The organism is Rhodococcus sp. NPDC054953 (assembly GCF_053609225.1).
In genome coordinates this window covers 124016-140289 of the sequence record NZ_JBSGXD010000001.1, presented here as the reverse complement: position 1 = coordinate 140289, position 16274 = coordinate 124016, and the positions used below count along the sequence as shown (strand labels likewise).

Annotated in this window: 18 protein-coding genes; 6 read left to right on the top strand and 12 right to left on the bottom strand. The window is 70.4% G+C overall.

The window, feature by feature from the left end; translation table 11 throughout:
• Positions 1–137: 137 nt before the first annotated feature.
• Positions 138–1352 (bottom strand): glucose-1-phosphate adenylyltransferase, encoded by a 1215-nt coding sequence (gene glgC / locus ACWF62_RS00595; RefSeq protein ID WP_378505847.1) that lies wholly within the window; start codon positions 1350–1352, stop codon positions 138–140.
• Between the two features lie 120 nt (positions 1353–1472).
• On the opposite strand from glgC, the gene glgA reads away from it, so the two are divergent.
• Positions 1473–2651: a glycogen synthase gene (gene glgA / locus ACWF62_RS00590; RefSeq protein WP_378569703.1), complete on the top strand. Its 1179-nt coding sequence runs from the start codon at positions 1473–1475 to the stop codon at positions 2649–2651.
• Between the two features lie 36 nt (positions 2652–2687).
• Here glgA and ACWF62_RS00585 read toward each other — a convergent pair whose 3' ends face one another.
• The 9 genes from ACWF62_RS00585 to dapE all read right to left on the bottom strand — a co-directional run bounded on the left by ACWF62_RS00585 (position 2688) and on the right by dapE (position 9290).
• Positions 2688–3524 carry a putative RNA methyltransferase gene (locus ACWF62_RS00585; protein ID WP_452629207.1) on the bottom strand — a complete coding sequence of 279 codons (837 nt, stop codon included), beginning with the start codon at positions 3522–3524 and terminating at the stop codon, positions 2688–2690.
• 106 nt (positions 3525–3630) lie between these two features.
• Entirely contained in the window at positions 3631–3798 is a 168-nt protein-coding gene (locus ACWF62_RS00580) for a DUF3117 domain-containing protein (protein ID WP_003931055.1), read from the bottom strand.
• Positions 3799–3935: 137 nt separating this feature from the next.
• A complete protein-coding gene (locus ACWF62_RS00575) occupies positions 3936–4505 on the bottom strand; it encodes a DNA-3-methyladenine glycosylase I (protein ID WP_378505844.1) in 570 nt (189 codons plus the stop codon).
• Positions 4502–4843, bottom strand: coding sequence for a DivIVA domain-containing protein (locus ACWF62_RS00570; protein WP_378505843.1), 342 nt, complete (start codon positions 4841–4843; stop codon positions 4502–4504). The genes ACWF62_RS00575 and ACWF62_RS00570 overlap by 4 nt, the downstream gene beginning before the upstream one ends.
• Positions 4844–4894: 51 nt before the next feature.
• Positions 4895–5845, bottom strand: coding sequence for a glucosyl-3-phosphoglycerate synthase (locus tag ACWF62_RS00565; protein ID WP_452629206.1), 951 nt, complete (start codon positions 5843–5845; stop codon positions 4895–4897).
• Entirely contained in the window at positions 5842–6756 is a 915-nt protein-coding gene (folP, locus tag ACWF62_RS00560) for a dihydropteroate synthase (protein WP_378505841.1), read from the bottom strand. Before folP ends, ACWF62_RS00565 begins: the two co-directional genes overlap by 4 nt.
• A 4-nt stretch (positions 6757–6760) precedes the next feature.
• Positions 6761–7312 carry an LOG family protein gene (locus ACWF62_RS00555; protein WP_378505840.1) on the bottom strand — a complete coding sequence of 184 codons (552 nt, stop codon included), beginning with the start codon at positions 7310–7312 and terminating at the stop codon, positions 6761–6763.
• Positions 7306–8130 (bottom strand): LOG family protein, encoded by an 825-nt coding sequence (locus tag ACWF62_RS00550; RefSeq protein ID WP_378505839.1) that lies wholly within the window; start codon positions 8128–8130, stop codon positions 7306–7308. Before ACWF62_RS00550 ends, ACWF62_RS00555 begins: the two co-directional genes overlap by 7 nt.
• 74 nt (positions 8131–8204) lie before the next feature.
• Complete coding sequence (gene dapE / locus ACWF62_RS00545; RefSeq protein ID WP_378506046.1) at positions 8205–9290, bottom strand: succinyl-diaminopimelate desuccinylase; 1086 nt, start codon at positions 9288–9290, stop codon at positions 8205–8207.
• Between the two features lie 115 nt (positions 9291–9405).
• Between dapE and ACWF62_RS00540 the strand changes: the two genes are divergently transcribed.
• Positions 9406–9729 carry a hypothetical protein gene (locus tag ACWF62_RS00540; RefSeq protein ID WP_452629205.1) on the top strand — a complete coding sequence of 108 codons (324 nt, stop codon included), beginning with the start codon at positions 9406–9408 and terminating at the stop codon, positions 9727–9729.
• A complete protein-coding gene (locus ACWF62_RS00535; protein ID WP_452629204.1) occupies positions 9729–10310 on the top strand; it encodes a carboxymuconolactone decarboxylase family protein in 582 nt (193 codons plus the stop codon). The genes ACWF62_RS00540 and ACWF62_RS00535 overlap by 1 nt, the downstream gene beginning before the upstream one ends.
• A gap of 7 nt (positions 10311–10317) precedes the next feature.
• Here the strand turns inward: ACWF62_RS00535 and ACWF62_RS00530 are convergent, their stop codons facing one another.
• Positions 10318–11235 carry an SMP-30/gluconolactonase/LRE family protein gene (locus ACWF62_RS00530; RefSeq protein ID WP_452629203.1) on the bottom strand — a complete coding sequence of 306 codons (918 nt, stop codon included), beginning with the start codon at positions 11233–11235 and terminating at the stop codon, positions 10318–10320.
• A gap of 88 nt (positions 11236–11323) precedes the next feature.
• On the opposite strand from ACWF62_RS00530, the gene dapD reads away from it, so the two are divergent.
• Genes dapD through ACWF62_RS00515 form a run of 3 tightly spaced genes read left to right on the top strand, consistent with a single transcriptional unit; the run spans position 11324 to position 14655 of the window.
• Complete coding sequence (gene dapD / locus ACWF62_RS00525) at positions 11324–12277, top strand: 2,3,4,5-tetrahydropyridine-2,6-dicarboxylate N-succinyltransferase (RefSeq protein ID WP_452629202.1); 954 nt, start codon at positions 11324–11326, stop codon at positions 12275–12277.
• Positions 12278–12287: 10 nt separating this feature from the next.
• A complete protein-coding gene (locus ACWF62_RS00520) occupies positions 12288–13697 on the top strand; it encodes an amino acid permease (protein WP_378569698.1) in 1410 nt (469 codons plus the stop codon).
• Between the two features lie 19 nt (positions 13698–13716).
• Positions 13717–14655, top strand: coding sequence for a barstar family protein (locus tag ACWF62_RS00515; RefSeq protein ID WP_378569697.1), 939 nt, complete (start codon positions 13717–13719; stop codon positions 14653–14655).
• A gap of 29 nt (positions 14656–14684) precedes the next feature.
• Here the strand turns inward: ACWF62_RS00515 and ACWF62_RS00510 are convergent, their stop codons facing one another.
• Positions 14685–16238 carry a DUF222 domain-containing protein gene (locus tag ACWF62_RS00510; protein WP_452629201.1) on the bottom strand — a complete coding sequence of 518 codons (1554 nt, stop codon included), beginning with the start codon at positions 16236–16238 and terminating at the stop codon, positions 14685–14687.
• Between the last annotated feature and the right edge of the window lie 36 nt (positions 16239–16274).

Genomic DNA, 16274 nt, shown 5'->3' with positions numbered 1-16274 from the left:
CCGAAGTCCGTGACGCCCCTGAAACCCTTTACGCCTCTGTGTTTTCCACCCGAACGAAGGTTTCACCCATTAAACCAAGGCCGCCGTCGGCGGGGAACGGACGTTACTGATCCGAGATGCCCGAAGCGGGATCGGTATCAGATCCAGACACCCTTGCCGACGGTGACGACGCCGCCACCGCTGACCGCGAACCGCTGCCGGTCCCGGTCCACGTCGACCCCGATGATCTCGCCCTCCCCGACGACCACGTTCTTGTCGAGGATGGCCCGGCGCACCACCGCGCCCTTGCCGATCCGAACACCCGGCATCAGGACGCTGCCCTCGACCGTCGCGCCGTCGTCGACCATCACGTTGGAACTGAGCACCGAATTGCGGACCGTCGCCGCCGACAGGATGCATCCCGACCCGACGATCGACTCCTGCGCCAACCCGCCCTGCACGAACTTCGCCGGCGCCAGATTCTCGGCGGCGCCCCGGATCGGCCAGCGCCGGTTGTACAGGTTGAACACCGGGTGTACCGACACCAGGTCCATGTGCGCGTCGTAGAAGGCGTCGATGGTGCCGACGTCACGCCAGTAGCCGCGGTCCCGGTCGGTGGCGCCGGGCACCACGTTGTCCTTGAAGTCGTAGACGTGCGCAGCGCCCTCCCTGACGAGCTTCGGGATGATGTCGCCGCCCATGTCGTGGTCGGAGTTCGAATCCTCCGAGTCGGCGCGGATCGCGTCGACGAGGACCTTCGTCGTGAACACGTAGTTGCCCATCGACGCGAACGTCACGTTCGGATCGTCCGGGGTACCGGGCGGGTGCGCGGGCTTCTCCAGGAACTGGGTGATCTTCCCCGCCTCGTCGGAGTCGATGCAGCCGAACGCGAACGCCTCGCTGCGCGGCACCCGAATCCCGGCGACCGTGACCCCGGCACCGGACTCGATGTGGTGCCGGACCATCTGCTCCGGATCCATCCGGTAGACGTGGTCGGCACCGAACACGACGATGTACTCCGGATCCTCGTCGTAGACGAGGTTGAGGGACTGCAGGATCGCGTCGGCGCTGCCGGTGTACCAGCGCGGACCGAGCCGCTGCTGCGCAGGCACCGGGGTGATGTACTCGCCCGCGAAGCCGGACAACCGCCACGTCTGCGAGATGTGCCGGTCCAGCGAATGCGACTTGTACTGGGTGAGCACGCAGATCCGGAGGTAGCCGGCATTGACCAGGTTGCTGAGCACGAAATCGATGAGCCGGTAGGCGCCGCCGAACGGGACGGCAGGCTTGGCCCGGTCCGCGGTCAGCGGGTACAGACGCTTCCCCTCGCCGCCGGCGAGCACGATTCCAAGCACATGCGGCTGGCTCCTCACCCTGCCAACCTATCGGCCGCACCGGGTGGTCGCCAGCGGTGGCCCACCCGGGCGGCGGGACACGCGCCGCGACCGGGCGGTCAGGTGGCCCGAACCCGGCCCGCCGGTTACGTTGAGCCGGTGCGCGTGGCGATGATGACCAGGGAGTACCCCCCGGAGATCTACGGTGGGGCGGGTGTCCACGTCACCGAACTCGTCGCGCAGCTGACCCGGCTGTGCGCGGTGGACGTCCACTGCATGGGAGCAGCCCGCGACGGCGCGCGGGTACACCAGCCCGATCCCGCGCTGGCATCGGCGAATCCGGCACTCGCGGTGCTGTCCGCGGAGCTGCGGATGGCGGCCGACGCGGCAGCGGCCGACGTCGTCCACTCGCACACCTGGTACACCGGGCTCGCCGGGCATCTCGCGGGCGCCCTGCACGCGGTGCCGCACGTGCTCACCGCGCATTCCCTGGAGCCGCGGCGACCATGGAAGGCAGAGCAACTCGGCGGCGGCTACCGCGTCTCCTCGTGGTCCGAACACACTGCCGTGCAGCACGCGGACGCGATCATCGCGGTCAGCGCGGGCATGCGCTCGGATCTGCTCGACGCGTACCCGTTTGTCGACCCTGACCGAGTGCACGTGGTGCGCAACGGGATCGACGCCGACGTCTGGTATCCGGAGGACGATCCGTGGTCGTCCCCGGTGCTGCGCGACCTCGGTATCGACCCGACGCGTCCGCTCGCCGTGTTCGTCGGTCGGATCACCCGACAGAAGGGGCTCGGTCACCTCGTCGCCGCCGCCCACCGCATCGACCCCGACATCCAGCTCCTGCTCTGCGCAGGCGCACCGGACACCCCCGAAATCGGGGCGGACACGGGCCGGTCCGTTGCCGACCTGTCCGCCGTGCGCCGCGACGTGCACTGGGTGCGGGAAATGCTTCCCACCGCGGACCTGCGGAACATCCTGTCCGCGGCAACAGTTTTCGTGTGTCCGTCGGTCTACGAGCCGTTGGGGATCGTCAACCTCGAGGCGATGGCCGCCGGGACCGCGGTGGTCGCGTCCGACGTCGGCGGCATCCCGGAGGTGGTGCAGGACGGGGTGACGGGTCGGCTGGTGCACTACAACGGCTACGAACCCGAGGCATTCGAGTCGGCGCTGGCCGCCGCGGTGAATGAGGTGTGCGCCGACCGCGCGGCCGCGGCAGCGATGGGGTCCGCGGGGCGGCGGCGCGCGGTCGCGGAGTTCGCCTGGGCCGAGATTGCCAGGCAGACCCTGGACGTCTACGCGGCCGCCATCGCGGGCTACCACGGCCGGTAGCTGGCCCCGTCTATCGCGGCCGGTAGCGGGCCCCGTCTATCGCGGCCGGTAGCGGCCGACCGTCACCGATGCCGTCACCGTCACCGGTTCGGGCAGTGCCGCGATCGCATCGGCGCGCGAGAGCGCACCGGGATGCCGCGCGGAGGGACCCATCCCGACCAGCAGCAACGACTCCGCGTGGGTCAACCGCATCGGGTACTCCACCGAGGTCAGCGACAGCCGGTCGAAGTGCCCGGCCATCGCGGCACCGAGCCGTTCGGTCTTGTTCTCGTCGACCCGCACCAGCGACAGCAACGCCACCAGTTCCTTCAGGTGCCGCTCCGTCGGTGTCAACACCACGAGTTCGCCGTCCGCGCGCAGCACCCGGTGCAGTTCGGCGGCGTTGCGGGGCGCGAAGATCGACAGCGCGTGGCTGACCGCGTGATCGCGCACCGGCAGCTGCGTCCACACGTCGGCGACGACCGCGGACGCACGCGGGTGGCAGCGGGCCAGCCTGCGGGCCGCGGCCTTGGACACGTCGACACCGACGCCGGGGGCGCCGGGCAACGCGTCGAGCACCGTTGCGAGGTAGTGGCCGGTTCCCGCCCCAACCTCGAGGATCGCGGGATCCGAGATCCCGGCGGCGGCCGTCGCGGTGGCGACCGCCTCGCGGAGCGGGTCGAAATGACCTCCGTCGAGGAAGCCTGCGCGGGCAGCGATCATGTCGGCACTGTCGCCGCTGATCTTCGACGCGCCTGCGAGCAGGCTCACGTAGCCCTGTCTGGCGATGTCGAAGCTGTGCCCCCGGTCGCACAGCAGGGTGCGATCGGACTGGTCGAGATCGCCACCGCAGTGCGGGCAGCACAGCAGGGTCAGGACGTCGGCGAGCGCCATTCGGCTCCTCTCTCGGTTCCCGTCCGGGACCGGTCGCACCCAGCACGGGGCCCCGCCCGCCGGGTGGCGATGCGGGGCCCGGGTGCATCCGTGTACTGCACGAGGATTAGCTGGTGACGCCCTTGAGCTCGTCGCCGAGCGCGGCGGCTTCCTCCGGGGTCAGTTCTACGACGAGCCGACCTCCGCCCTCGAGCGGGACGCGCATGACAATGCCCCGTCCCTCTTTGGTTGCTTCGAGGGGACCGTCCCCGGTCCGGGGCTTCATGGCCGCCATTCCTGCTCCCTCCAGATCTTCTGCCGTCGTGACCCGGACTTTTGCCGGGTCCACGGGCCCATTCTTCCCTATCGCAACAATGGCCGGAAAGCTGCGTCGGGTTTGGCCCCCTCCGGCGGGTGTCCGGAGGTGCCCGGTCAGCGGCGGGGAACCCAACAGCCCGCGAGGTGGTCGTCCACCATCCCGACCGCCTGCATCAGCGCATATGCCGTGGTAGGGCCCACAAAACGGAACCCTCGACGTTTCAGTTCCCGCGCAAGCGCTGTCGATTCCGCGGTGACCGCGGGCACCTCGTCGACCGACCGCACCCGAGCCGGGCGTGGCGGCGGCGCGAACGACCACACCAGCGTGTCCAGGTCGGTGTCGGTCAGTGCGAGCACCGCACGGGCATTGCCGATCGCGGCCTCGATCTTCGCCCGGTTGCGGACGATCCCGGCGTCCCCGAGCAACCGCTCCACCTCGGCGGGCCCGAATGCCGCGACCGCGTCGACGTCGAACCCGGCGAAGGCGTCCCGGAAGGCGGTCCGCTTGCGCAGGATGGTGATCCAGGCCAGCCCGGACTGAAAGGCCTCGAGGCAGATCCGTTCGAACAGGGCGTCCCGTCCGTGCAGCGGCGCACCCCACTCGTGGTCGTGGTAGTCGCGGTAGAGCGTTGCCCCGGGGGCATCCACCGCCCACGGGCAGCGGACCCGCCCGTCCTCGGTCACGACGGCTCCCCGTCGCTGTCCGTCGCCGCCGTGTGCGGGGCCGCCGCCTGCATCCCGGTTCGGGCGTCTGCCAGTTGTGCCCGCAGCGAATCGATCTCGGCGCCGAGCCGGTCCAGCGCCCAGTCCACCTCGCTGGCCTTGTATCCGCGCAGCACCTGCTGGAACCGCAGATCCTGGACGTCGGCGCCGGTCACCTCCCGGGTGGGCAGCGCGGTGACGGTGGTCGCGGGCGGCAGCGGTGCCATCTGCTCGCCACGACCGAACGCCACGGACGCCACCAGGAACAGCACCCCACCGACGAGGGCCATGATGATCAGGTAGAGCAGGACCGTGAACATGGCCCCGATCCTGTCACGCCTCCCCGACAGCAGAGGCAAGGGACGGCAGGGTCAGGGGCGCAGCGTGTTCATCGGCGGCCGGTCGACAAGGGACACCTCCGTGGTGCGCGGCAGGAACGAGTCACCGTCGGCGAGGAACTGGGTCAGTCCCGCCTCCGAATCGTCCACCCCGCAGCGTCGCAGCATTGTCCCGATGATCTGCCTGCTCATCACGCCGAGCTCAACCAGCGGCCGGTTGCGGTGCTTGCGGACACCGAGGTTGACCTGGCCGATCGCCCGCAGGCCGAGCCGGTCGTAGGTGTCGAGCAGCAGGCCGATCTCGACGCCATAGCCGGGCGCGAATGGCACCGCGGACAGCAACTCCCGTGTGCCCGCATACTCGCCGCCGAGCGGCTGCAGCACCGAGGTCAGCTCGGGCCGCAGCGCCGCGAGCAGCGGCCGCGCCACCAATTCGGTGACCCGCCCGCCGCCGGTGGCGTCCTCGGTGCCGCCGACCCGCAGCGGCCGCCGGTAATAGCCCTTGACCAGGTGGATGCCGTCGACCGTCAGCAGCGGGCCGAGCAGCTTCGGCACGAACGCCGGGTCCGGGTTGATCAGGTCGGAGTCGACGAACGCGACGAGGTCGCCGGTCGTGGCGGCGAGCGACCGCCACAGGACCTCGCCCTTGCCGGGGACCGGGGCCAGCTCCGGCACCGCGTCCTCGCGGGACACCACGGTGGCGCCTGCGGCGGCGGCGCGGTCCGCGGTCTCGTCGGTGGACCCGGAGTCGAGGACGATCAACTCGTCGACCAGCCCCCCGAGCAGCGGATGAATCGTGTCGACGACCGCGGCGACGGTCCTCTCCTCGTTCAGTGCGGGCAGCACCACCGAGACGGTGCGGCCCGCCTTCGCCGCCTCCAACTCGGCGACGGTCCAGTCCGGGTGGTCCCAGCTGTTGGCCTCCAACCACGCCCGAGGTGCCCTCGCCGGGGTGGATCGCGACGCGGGCGCGGCCGTCCTCATGCCAGTCCCCGGACGGTGCGCACCGGCGCCCGGGTGCCGGCGATCGCGGCGATCATGTCGACGACGCGGCGGGTGGACGCGACCTCGTGCACCCGGAAGACCCGTGCGCCGTGCGCCGCCGCCCATGCTGTCGCTGCCAAGGTGCCCTCCAAGCGTTCGGCGAGTTCCACTCCGAGAGTCTCCCCGACGAAATCCTTGTTGCTCAGCGCCATCAGCACCGGCCATCCGGTTTTGACGAGATCGTCCACCCGTCGTAACAACTCGAGCCCGTGAAAGGTGTTCTTCCCGAAATCGTGGGTCGGATCGATCAGGATCGAGTCCCGCGGGACCCCCAACGCCAGCGCCCGCTCGGCAGCGGGCACCACCTCGTCGATGACATCGGTGACCACATCGGCGTATCGGACGCGGTGCGGCCGGGTCCGGGGCACGGCGCCACCGGTGTGCGAACACACGTACCCGGCGCCCAGTTCCGCGGCGACCGCGACCAGCTCGGGGTCGGCACCCGCCCAGGTGTCGTTGATCAGGTCGGCGCCTGCGCCGCACGCCAGCCGGGCGACCTCCGCCCGCCACGTGTCGACGGAGATGATCAGGTCCGGGTACCGGCCCCGGATGGCCTCGACGAACGGCACGACGCGGCGGATCTCCTCCGCGGCGTCCACCTCCGCACCCGGACCGGCCTTGACGCCACCGATATCGACGAGGTCGGCACCCTCGTCCACCGCCCGCCGGACGGCGGTCATCGCCGCCTCGTCGGTGAAGGTGGCGCCCCGGTCGTAGAAGGAGTCCGGGGTGCGGTTGACGATGGCCATCACCAGGGCGCGGTCCGTCGCGACGGGCCTGCCACAGAGCGTCGACGCCTGCGACGGCGAATCTCGGCGCGGCGCGGTGTCCGCTCGGGTGACGTGGGTCATGACTTCATGGTGTCATGCAGGCGTCGAGCGCCCGATCGACGTCCGCGGTGACCGTCAGTGCGTCCAGGGCGAGCTGCTGGACGAAGCCACCGGCACGGAGGCCGTCAAGCCAGGTCAGCAGTCCGGTGTAGTGCCCGACCGGGTCGAGCAGCACCATCGGCTTGTCATGCATGCCGAGGTAGCCCGCCGTCCACGTCTCGAACAGTTCCTCGAGGGTGCCGATCCCGCCGGGCAGGGTGATGAAGGCGTCGGCGCGGTCCTCCATGATCTGCTTGCGCTCACGCATCGTGTCGGTGACGATCAGCTCGTCCGCATCGACGTCGGCAACCTCCCTGTGCACCAAGGCTTTCGGGATGACACCGATGGTGTTGGCGCCGTTGGCGCGGGCCGACTCGGCGACCGCACCCATCATCGACACGTTGCCGCCGCCGGACACCAGCTGCATTCCGCGGCGCCCGATCTCGGCGCCGAGCCGGGACGCGAGCGCAAGGAACGAGGGGTCGACGGGACCGGACGCGCAGTACACGCAGACCGCGATCGGGCGGCCGGTCACCACTCGTCCACCTCCTCGCGTGCCTCGGCCAGCTCCTCCCCGTCCTGGGACGCGACCACGATGGCCACGGCCTCGGCAACGCTGTCGGTGACGTGGATGAGGTCGACGTCGCCCGCGGAGATCTTTCCCTCCGCGACGAGGGTGGTGCGGATCCAGTCGACGAGCCCGCCCCAGAAGTGCGAGCCGATGAGCACGATCGGGAACCGGGTGATCTTGTTCGTCTGCACCAGCGTGAGCGCCTCAAACAGCTCGTCGAGGGTGCCGAACCCGCCGGGCAGGCAGACGAACGCCTGCGAATACTTGACGAACATCGTCTTCCGCGCGAAGAAGTAGCGGAAGTTCATGCCGAGGTCCACCCACTCGTTGAGCCCCTGCTCGAACGGCAGCTCGATGCCGAGACCGATGGAGAAGCCGCCGGATTCGCTGGCGCCCCGATTCGCGGCTTCCATGACACCGGGCCCACCGCCGGTGATGACCGCATAGCCGGCGTGCGCGAGCGCGGCGCCCAGTTCCCGGCCGAGCGCGTAGTCGGCGTGCTCCTCGGCGGTGCGGGCGGACCCGAACACGCTGACCGCGCGCGGCACCTCGGCAAGCGCGTCGAATCCCTCGACGAACTCGCTTTGGATGCGCAGCGCCCGCCACGGGTCGGTGTGCACCCACTCGGCGGGCCCCCGCCGGTCGAGCAGCCGCTGGTCGGCGGTGGAACGACCCGCCTTGCGGTCGCGCCGCAGCTGGACCGGGCCACGATTTTTGACCGTGGCGCTGGCGCGCTTGCCGGTGCTGCGCTTCGCGGGACGTCCTGGGGTCTTGTCTGGAGCCATGCGGCTCAGGCTATAGGGCCCGCCGCCGCGGCTGATCGGGGTCGAGCGCGACGGCGGCGCCGGGCATCGGTCGCTCAGTTGCTGAGGTAACCCCGCAGCACCGCGGTCACGTCGGTGATCTGCGCGGTCGGCACCCGTTCGTCGCGCTTGTGCGCGAGGTTCGGGTCGCCGGGGCCGTAGTTCACCGCGGGGATGCCGAGCGCCGCGAACCGGGACACGTCGGTCCAGCCGTACTTGGCGCGGACCCGTCCCCCTGCCGCGGCGATCAGGTCCGCCGCCGGCGGCGCCGTCAGGCCAGGCAGTGCGCCGGGTGAGCTGTCGGTCACCTCGAATCCGAGACCGAGACCGTCGACCACCTCCCGCACGTGCTCGACGGCCTGCTCCACGGTGCGGTCGGGCGCGAAGCGGAAGTTCACGTCGATCTCGGCGGCGTCGGGCACCACGTTGCCCGCAATCCCGCCCTCGATGCGCACCGCGGATAGGCCCTCTCGGTACCCGCAGCCGTCGATGTCCACCGACCTGGGCCGGTACTCGGACAGCCGCTGCAGTAGCGGGCCGAACTTGTGGATCGCGTTGTCCCCCAGCCACGACCGCGCCGAATGCGCGCGGGTGCCGGTGGCGGTCAGGCGCACCCGCAGCGTGCCCTGGCAGCCGGCCTCGATGAACCCACCGGTCGGCTCCCCGAGCACCGCGACGTCGGCACGCAGCCACTCCGGCAGCTCGCGCTCGATCCGGCCGAGGCCGTTGTAGGTGGCCGCGATCTCCTCGCAGTCGTAGAAGACCAGCGTCAGGTCGTGGGCGAGGTCCTGCACGGTCGCCGCGAGGTGCAGGAAGACCGCGTCCCCGGACTTCATGTCGACGGTGCCGCAGCCGTGCAGCACGTCCCCCTCCGCCGAGTCCCGCTCGCGCCTGCTCGGCACGTTGTCGGCGATCGGGACGGTGTCGAGGTGCCCGGCGAGCAGCACCCGGCTCGGCAGCCCGAGACCGGTGCGGGCGAGCACCGCGTTGCCGCTGCGGATCACCTCAAAACCGATGGTCTGCTCGCGCAGCGCCAACTCGACGGCGTCCGCGATCAGCGCCTCGTCGCGCGAGACGCTCGGAATGTCCACGAGCGCGGCGGTCAGGTCGATCGGGTCGGCGTGCAGGTCCAGATTCGGCAGCGCAGTCACGTAGCCCACCCTATTCCGGCGCACCCGCGCGGGTGCCCAGCGCCCGTTCACGGGACTAGGGTGTCACTACACGAGGGCCTGGTTCCGAGCGGAAGCGGAGGGCATCGTGCCGGACGAGAACAAGCATCGGAAGCTGCACCGTTCCCTGGTGGACCGGATCTTGACCGGGGAGGGTGAGGCCGCAGCGGCGGACCGGGCCAGCGCCTTCGCAGGCACCGGTCTGCCCCCTGCCGTGCAGCCGCTGATCGACAAGGTCGTGGACGGTCCGACGCGGGTCACCGACGCCGACGTCGCCGCGGCGGAAGCCGCCGGATACAGCGAGGATCAGCTCTTCGAACTGGTCGTGTGCGCCGCGGTCGGTCGGTCGTCGCGCCTCTACCACTCGGGACTGGCTGCGCTGGACGCCGCCACCGACGGGCGGGCCGACTGATGCGCCTGCGCATCCTCGACTCCGGCCACGACACGAGGACCAGGGTGCTGTTCACCCTGATCCGGACGCTCTCCCGGCATCCGGTGCCGGATGCAGCCAAGATCGTCGCGTACCGGCCCGACTTCTACGGGACCCGCGCCAAGGAGTTCACCCACGAGGCGATGCGGGGGCCATCCGCATGGTCCGTCGCCGACCGGGAACTCATGGCGGCCTACGTGTCGCGGGTGAACGAGTCCGCGTTCTGCGTCGGCGCGCACACCGCGACCGCGGCGCGCGCCTCCGGGGATCCGGGGCGGGTGCGCGCGGTCCTCACGGACCTGGAGTCGGCCCCCGTCGACGAGGGTCTTCGGGCGACGCTGCGGATGCTCGGCATCCTCACTCGGACCGGGACGGTGGGTGTCGCCGACATGCGGGCGGTGTTGGACGCCGGGGTGCAACGCCAGCAGATCGAGGATGCGCTGGCCGTCTGTGCCGGCTTCGACACCACCAACCGGCTCGCCGACGCCTTCGGCTTCGCGCTGCTCCGTCCCGGGGACTTCGACGCCGGGGCGAAGTACCTGCTCCGGCGGGGCTACCGATGACCGCGCGTCACACCTCGTAGATCGCGCCGTCGAACCCGGCCCGGAACAGCCGCCCCGCGGAGAAGCCTGCGTCGCCGTTGCCGTAGGTGAGGACGCTGGACATCGGCAGCCCGGATGCGAGGACGCAGTACCGGCCGGGGCCGTCGACGCGGAGGATCTGCCCGGACACGTCGGTGGGGACCACCGGCCTGCCCTGCGAGTCGAGCACCAGCCCGTCCGGTGCGGCGATCACGTCCCCGCCGGTGAAGGTGACCACCGACTCCGGTGCGCCGGGGTTCGCGGTGGGAATCCGGCTGACGCCGGGGTCGGCGAAGGTCCGCGACACGTAGAGGTACCGGTCGTCGGCGCTGAGGGCCGCGCCATTGGCGCTGGGCAGCACCGCCCAGTCCGCCTGCACGACACCGTTCGGCAGCACCCGGCCGACCAGCGAGCCGAAGTCGTTGGTGGCGTACACCGTGCCGTCCCCGGCGACGGCCAACCCGTTCGCCGCGCTGAGGCCGGACGCGAACGGCCGCACCGCGCCGGAGGTCACGTCGACGGCGACGATCCCGGCGGACCGGGTGACATCGCCGGTGAGGACGCGGGCGTCGGCGCCGTACCCGACGAGCAACGACCCGTCCGGCGCCCACGCGAGGCCCCCCGCGCCGCCGCTGGGGACGGTCGCGATCGGCACCGCCGCTGCCCCCGGCCGATCCAGCCGCAGGACCCGCCCGCTGACCAGGTCGGTGACGTACAGCCGACCCGCAGCGTCGACGGTCGCGCCCTCGAGCACCGCGCCGGGCACGCTGCCCACCACCACCGGCGAACGCGCGTCGGGGCAGCCCGATGCAGCCGACGCGGCGGGCGCGACGAGCGCCTGCGCGGTCAGCGTGCTGAAGGTGATCGCCGCGGCCGCGGCGAGATGTCCGATCCTGGTCCGTCGCATGACGGCACCTCCCTCGGGTGGGTCCGCTACCAGCGTTGCACGAGGTAGGCGGCGGTGCACGCGTCGCAGGGCGGTAACCTGGACACCCGTGAGCATTCAGGGAGCTACCGCAGTCGGTATTGCCAACGTGACCACGGGTGGGATCGTCCTCGACACCTGGTACCCGGAGCCCGCGCTCGGCGAGGCCGCCGAGACCGGCACCGCCGTCCTCGACGGCGCCGACATCCCGGCCGAGTTGGCCGCGCTGACCGGTGAGGACACCGACCGCGGCGTCACCCGGGTCGCGGTGCGCACCTCGATCGCCGATCTGTCGGCCGCGCCCGTCGACGCGCACGACGCCTACCTGCGCCTGCACCTGATCTCGCACCGCCTGGTGCGGCCGCACGGGGTGAACCTCGACGGCGTGTTCGGTCTGCTCGCGAACGTGGTGTGGACCAACTTCGGTCCCTGCGCGGTCGACGGCTTCGAACTGGTCCGCGCGAAGCTGCGGGTCCGCGGCCCGGTCACCGTGTACGGCGTCGACAAGTTCCCGCGGATGGTCGACTACGTGGTCCCGTCCGGCGTCCGGATCGGCGACGCGGACCGGGTCCGGCTCGGTGCGCACCTGGCGTCCGGCACCACCGTCATGCATGAGGGCTTCGTCAACTTCAACGCGGGCACCCTCGGCAACTCGATGGTCGAGGGCCGAATCTCCGGCGGCGTCGTCGTCGACGACGGCTCCGACGTCGGCGGCGGCGCCTCGATCATGGGCACCCTCTCCGGCGGCGGCAAGGAGGTCATCTCGGTCGGCAAGCGCTGCCTGCTCGGCGCGAACTCCGGCCTGGGCATCTCCCTCGGCGACGACTGCGTCGTCGAGGCGGGCCTGTACGTCACCGCGGGCACCAAGGTCACCGGCCCGGACGGCACCGTCGTCAAGGCCAAGGATCTCAGCGGGCAGTCCAACATCCTGTTCCGACGCAACTCCGTCACCGGCGGCGTCGAGGTGGTCGCGAAGACCGGCACCGGTGTTGAGTTGAACGCCGCCCTGCACGCGAACGACTGACACCGCCGCGATGACCCGCCCCGAGGAACAGCCCACCCCGACCACGACCACGGAGGGCGACACCTCCCACCTCGGTCACGGCCTGAAGGTCCGTCATCTGACGATGATGGGCCTCGGGTCGGCGATCGGGGCCGGGCTGTTCCTCGGCACCGGCGTCGGCATCGCGAAGGCGGGGCCAGCGGTCCTCGTCTCGTACGTGATCGCGGGCATCATCGTGATCGCGGTGATGCGGATGCTCGGCGAGATGGGCGCCGCGATCCCGGCGTCCGGATCGTTCAGCCACTACGCCCGGATCGGCATCGGCGAATGGGCCGGCTTCACCTTGGGGTGGCTGTACTGGTTCATGCTGATCATGGTCCTCGGCGCCGAGATCACCGGTGCGTCCGCGATCGTGCACGGCTGGCTGCCCGGCGTCCCGCAGTGGGTGGTTGCGCTGGTGTTCGTGACCTTCTTCGCGGTGGTGAACCTGTCGAAGGTTCGCAACTTCGGCGAGTTCGAGTTCTGGTTCGCCGCGATGAAGGTCACCGTGATCATCGCCTTCCTGGTGATCGGGGTGCTGCTGGTGTTCGGCCTGCTGCCGGACACCGACCCGGTCGGTGCAACGAACCTGTTCGGCGAGGGCGGGTTCATGCCGAACGGCATCGCGGGCATCTCCGCGGGACTGTTGGTCGTCGCGTTCGCGTTCGGCGGCATCGAGATCGTCACCATCGCCGCCGCCGAGTCGAAGGATCCGGAACGGTCCATCGCGACGGCGGTCCGCAGCGTGGTGTGGCGGATCAGCGTCTTCTACCTCGGGTCGATCGCGATCATGGTGTTGGTGCTGCCGTGGAACTCCGAGCAGCTGCAGAGCGGACCGTTCGTCGCCGTCTTGAACGAGGCGAACCTGCCGTACGTATCCGGGTTCATGGAGCTGGTCGTGGTGGTGGCGCTGCTGTCGGCGTTCAACGCGAACGTGTACGGCACGTCCCGGATGGCGTTCTCCCTCGCCCGCGACGGGGACGGCCCGGCCGCGCTCACCAAGCTCTCCCCGACCGGGGTGCCGACGAACGCGGTGCTGGTGTCGGTGTTCTTCGGGTTCGTGTCGGTGCTGCTGAACTGGCTGCTGCCCGACTCGCTGCTCTCGATCCTGCTCAATGCCGTCGGTGCCGCGCTGCTGGTGGTGTGGATCTTCATCGTCGTCGCCCAGCTGCGACTGCGCAGGCGCATCGAGGCCGAGGGCCGGTTGACGGTGAAGATGTGGGGATTCCCGTACCTGAGCTGGCTGACCCTGACCGCCCTCGGCGGCCTGATCCTGTTGATGCTCACCGACACCGACGCCCGCAAGCAGTTGATCTCCACGGCGATCCTGACCCTGATCATCGCCGGACTGTCGGTGCTCAACGCGCGGCGCAGGAAGGCCAAGGCGCAGCTGCAGCCCTGACCGACCGTAGGGTCGACGAATGCCGCGCCGAGCACTGTTCGACCCCAGCGACCGGGACCGGTTCAACGCGGAGCGACAGCGTTTCGACTGGAGCCTGCTGCAGAACGGGTCGGTGCACCGCTACGACACGGCGTTCCACCTGCGCGCTGCCTGCGATCGGCTCGCTGGCCTCGGCTACCTGGTGCATCGGATCGACGGGAGCCGCTGGACCTCGGCGAGCGATATGTTCGACGCGCTCGCCGACGCGATGTCGTATCGCCGGTCCTACGGTGGGTCGACATCGGCGCTGGCCGACGTGTTCGCCGATGTCGGCGCGTTCGATTTCGGCAGTGACCCGGCGACGACGGGCACCGTCCTCGCGATCGCCGGATTCGATACCGTCGCAGGCACAGACCGGCGCACCGCACACCTGGTGCTGGACCATTTCGCCAGGGAGGCACGGTTGGCCGGGTTGTACGGACACCCGATGCTGTGCCTGGTCGAGTCGGCCGCTCGGGACCTCGGCCCGGTTGGCGGTGTTGACGTGCACCGCGGGAGCGTGTGGGACGCCGAGCCGGATCCGCCGTGGCCGTTCCATGACACCGACATCGTCGAGCACCTCGTGCACGCCTACCTCACCGAGCCCGCGGGAGCCGAGTACGTTGCCGCGCTCCGGGAGGTTCTCACGGATGCACTCGCCGGGATCGGCCGGTGGCAGGTGGTCGGTCCGGCACCGGTGCCCGAATCCACCGCCCGATTTCATGAGCGATACCGCTCCGAGCCGCCGCCCGTGGGAACTCGTCTGATGGAGGTGTCGATCGGCATTCGAGGCGAGGGCGACCACACGGCACTCGCCGACAAGCTCGTCCGCGTCGTGCATGACGCGGGGTTGCAGTTCGACGAGGTGATCTCGGGGTTCCACCCGGCGGGCAGCGAGGCACGAGAGGCGGCGCTGACCCGGTTCCCCGAGCTGCGCTGACATAGCAGTGCGGTGATCTCGTCAGGATGTCACGGCACCTCCCCGCCCGTCGCCTCCCCGCCACCGGTGCCACCGCCACCGGTGCGGCGATGCCGATACCCCTCAAAATTCGGATCCCACTCCGCCCGCCACGCCCGCAGGTCGGCCGCGTTACGGGCGGTGATCACGCCATGCAGGATCCCGAACAACTCATCGAGATGGTGCCGATGGTTGACCCGCGGCGTTCGAGTCGGGTCGATATGCGCGGGCGGCGTCCACTCGGTTCGACCGGGATGACCCGAGCCCGGTCCCGCGACCGCGGTCCCCCAGCCACCGGGCCCGTCCTTCACCAGCGCGTGACAGCCGTCGCACACGAGATCGAGGGAGTCGATGTCGGTGCGGCCGTTGCGATCCCACTCGATGAGATGATGGACGGCGGTCATCGTCGCGGGCGCATCGCAGCCGGGCCGGGTGCACCCCCGCGACGCCGCAATCAACGCCAAACGCTGATCCGCCGAAGCCAACCGTTTCGCCCGACCAAGGTGCAGCGGCCGCCCCGCGTGATCGAAAAGCACCAGCACCGGATGCGCCCGCTCCGCAAGCCGCAGCGCATCGGTGATCGGGACGATCCCCCCGGAGGCGGTGGTGACAACCCCCGACGCCTCCTCCAACTGCCGCAGGGTCATCGTGATGATCGCCGTCGCGGGCAGCCCCCGATGCCGACCCAACGCCCCCGACCCGAGCAGGTGCCGCAACCCGACCTGCAACGCATCATGATTGCGCTGACTGGTCGTGCGGGTATCGCGGGCCGCCGCCCGCACCATCGCATCGTGATCGAGATGCTCGGCCTCGCAATCCCCGGACGGGGAGTCCGGGTCGTCGGGGTTGTTCATTCCCGGCCGGGCCATCTTCGCCAGCAGCGGCTCGAGCAGCGCCCGCGTCTGCGGGTCGAGCAACCCGGAGATCGGGGTCATGAGGTCGGCCCGTTGCCTCCCGACCCGCAACCCGCGTTGCCTGGCCCGGTCGGCATCGGAGAAGTTCCCATCCGGATTCAGGTACGCGAGCAGGTCAAGACCCGCCCGCAGGACGTACTTCGGGTCGGCCTGCCGCGCGACCATCGCCAGGACCGCCTCCGCCGCCTCGCGCTTCGCGTCGTCGACGGACGCCGGGATCTGTCGCATGATCTCCCGGACCGCCTCGACATGCTTGAGCCCGATCTCGCCCTCGCGCAACGCTTTCGCGGTGTCCGGGTACACCGCCCGCAGGCCCTCACCACGGCAGTCGTGCCAGGTGCCGGTGCCCTTCGCGGACCGCAGCCGCGACTGCGCCTGCGACTCGCTGATCCGGACGGTCGTGACCAGAAACTCGACCGGCGACCTGACGTCGAACACCGCGTGCAGCGACCGTTCGGCGGATTCGACGAGAACCTGCTGATCGGCGGCCACCAGCTTCCGCATCGACCGCTCAAGGCGCTGCAGCACATGAACGATATCGTCGTTGGACAGGCCGGTCAGCCGGTCTCCGAGGAGACGGTCGACGGCGGCGTCGAGGGCGGACAGGTGCTCGTCCACCCGCTCCACCGACCCCGCAGCCCCCGAACTCATGTTCGAAGTCTACTGCGGGGGTACGACACGTTCCGG

Bases quoted from the DNA above. Each gene is read 5' to 3' on its own strand.
- ACWF62_RS00585 (WP_452629207.1), bottom strand. From the start codon at position 3,524: ATGGCGCTCGCCGACGTCCTGACCCTGCTGTGCTGCCCGCACTGCGGT.
- ACWF62_RS00580 (WP_003931055.1), bottom strand. From the start codon at position 3,798: ATGGCGGCCATGAAGCCCCGGACCGGGGACGGTCCCCTCGAAGCAACC.
- ACWF62_RS00570 (WP_378505843.1), bottom strand. From the start codon at position 4,843: ATGTTCACGGTCCTGCTCTACCTGATCATCATGGCCCTCGTCGGTGGG.
- ACWF62_RS00565 (WP_452629206.1), bottom strand. From the start codon at position 5,845: ATGAGGACGGCCGCGCCCGCGTCGCGATCCACCCCGGCGAGGGCACCT.
- folP (WP_378505841.1), bottom strand. From the start codon at position 6,756: ATGACCCACGTCACCCGAGCGGACACCGCGCCGCGCCGAGATTCGCCG.
- ACWF62_RS00550 (WP_378505839.1), bottom strand. From the start codon at position 8,130: ATGGCTCCAGACAAGACCCCAGGACGTCCCGCGAAGCGCAGCACCGGC.
- ACWF62_RS00535 (WP_452629204.1), top strand. From the start codon at position 9,729: ATGCGCCTGCGCATCCTCGACTCCGGCCACGACACGAGGACCAGGGTG.
- ACWF62_RS00530 (WP_452629203.1), bottom strand. From the start codon at position 11,235: ATGCGACGGACCAGGATCGGACATCTCGCCGCGGCCGCGGCGATCACC.
- ACWF62_RS00520 (WP_378569698.1), top strand. From the start codon at position 12,288: ATGACCCGCCCCGAGGAACAGCCCACCCCGACCACGACCACGGAGGGC.
- ACWF62_RS00515 (WP_378569697.1), top strand. From the start codon at position 13,717: ATGCCGCGCCGAGCACTGTTCGACCCCAGCGACCGGGACCGGTTCAAC.
- ACWF62_RS00510 (WP_452629201.1), bottom strand. From the start codon at position 16,238: ATGAGTTCGGGGGCTGCGGGGTCGGTGGAGCGGGTGGACGAGCACCTG.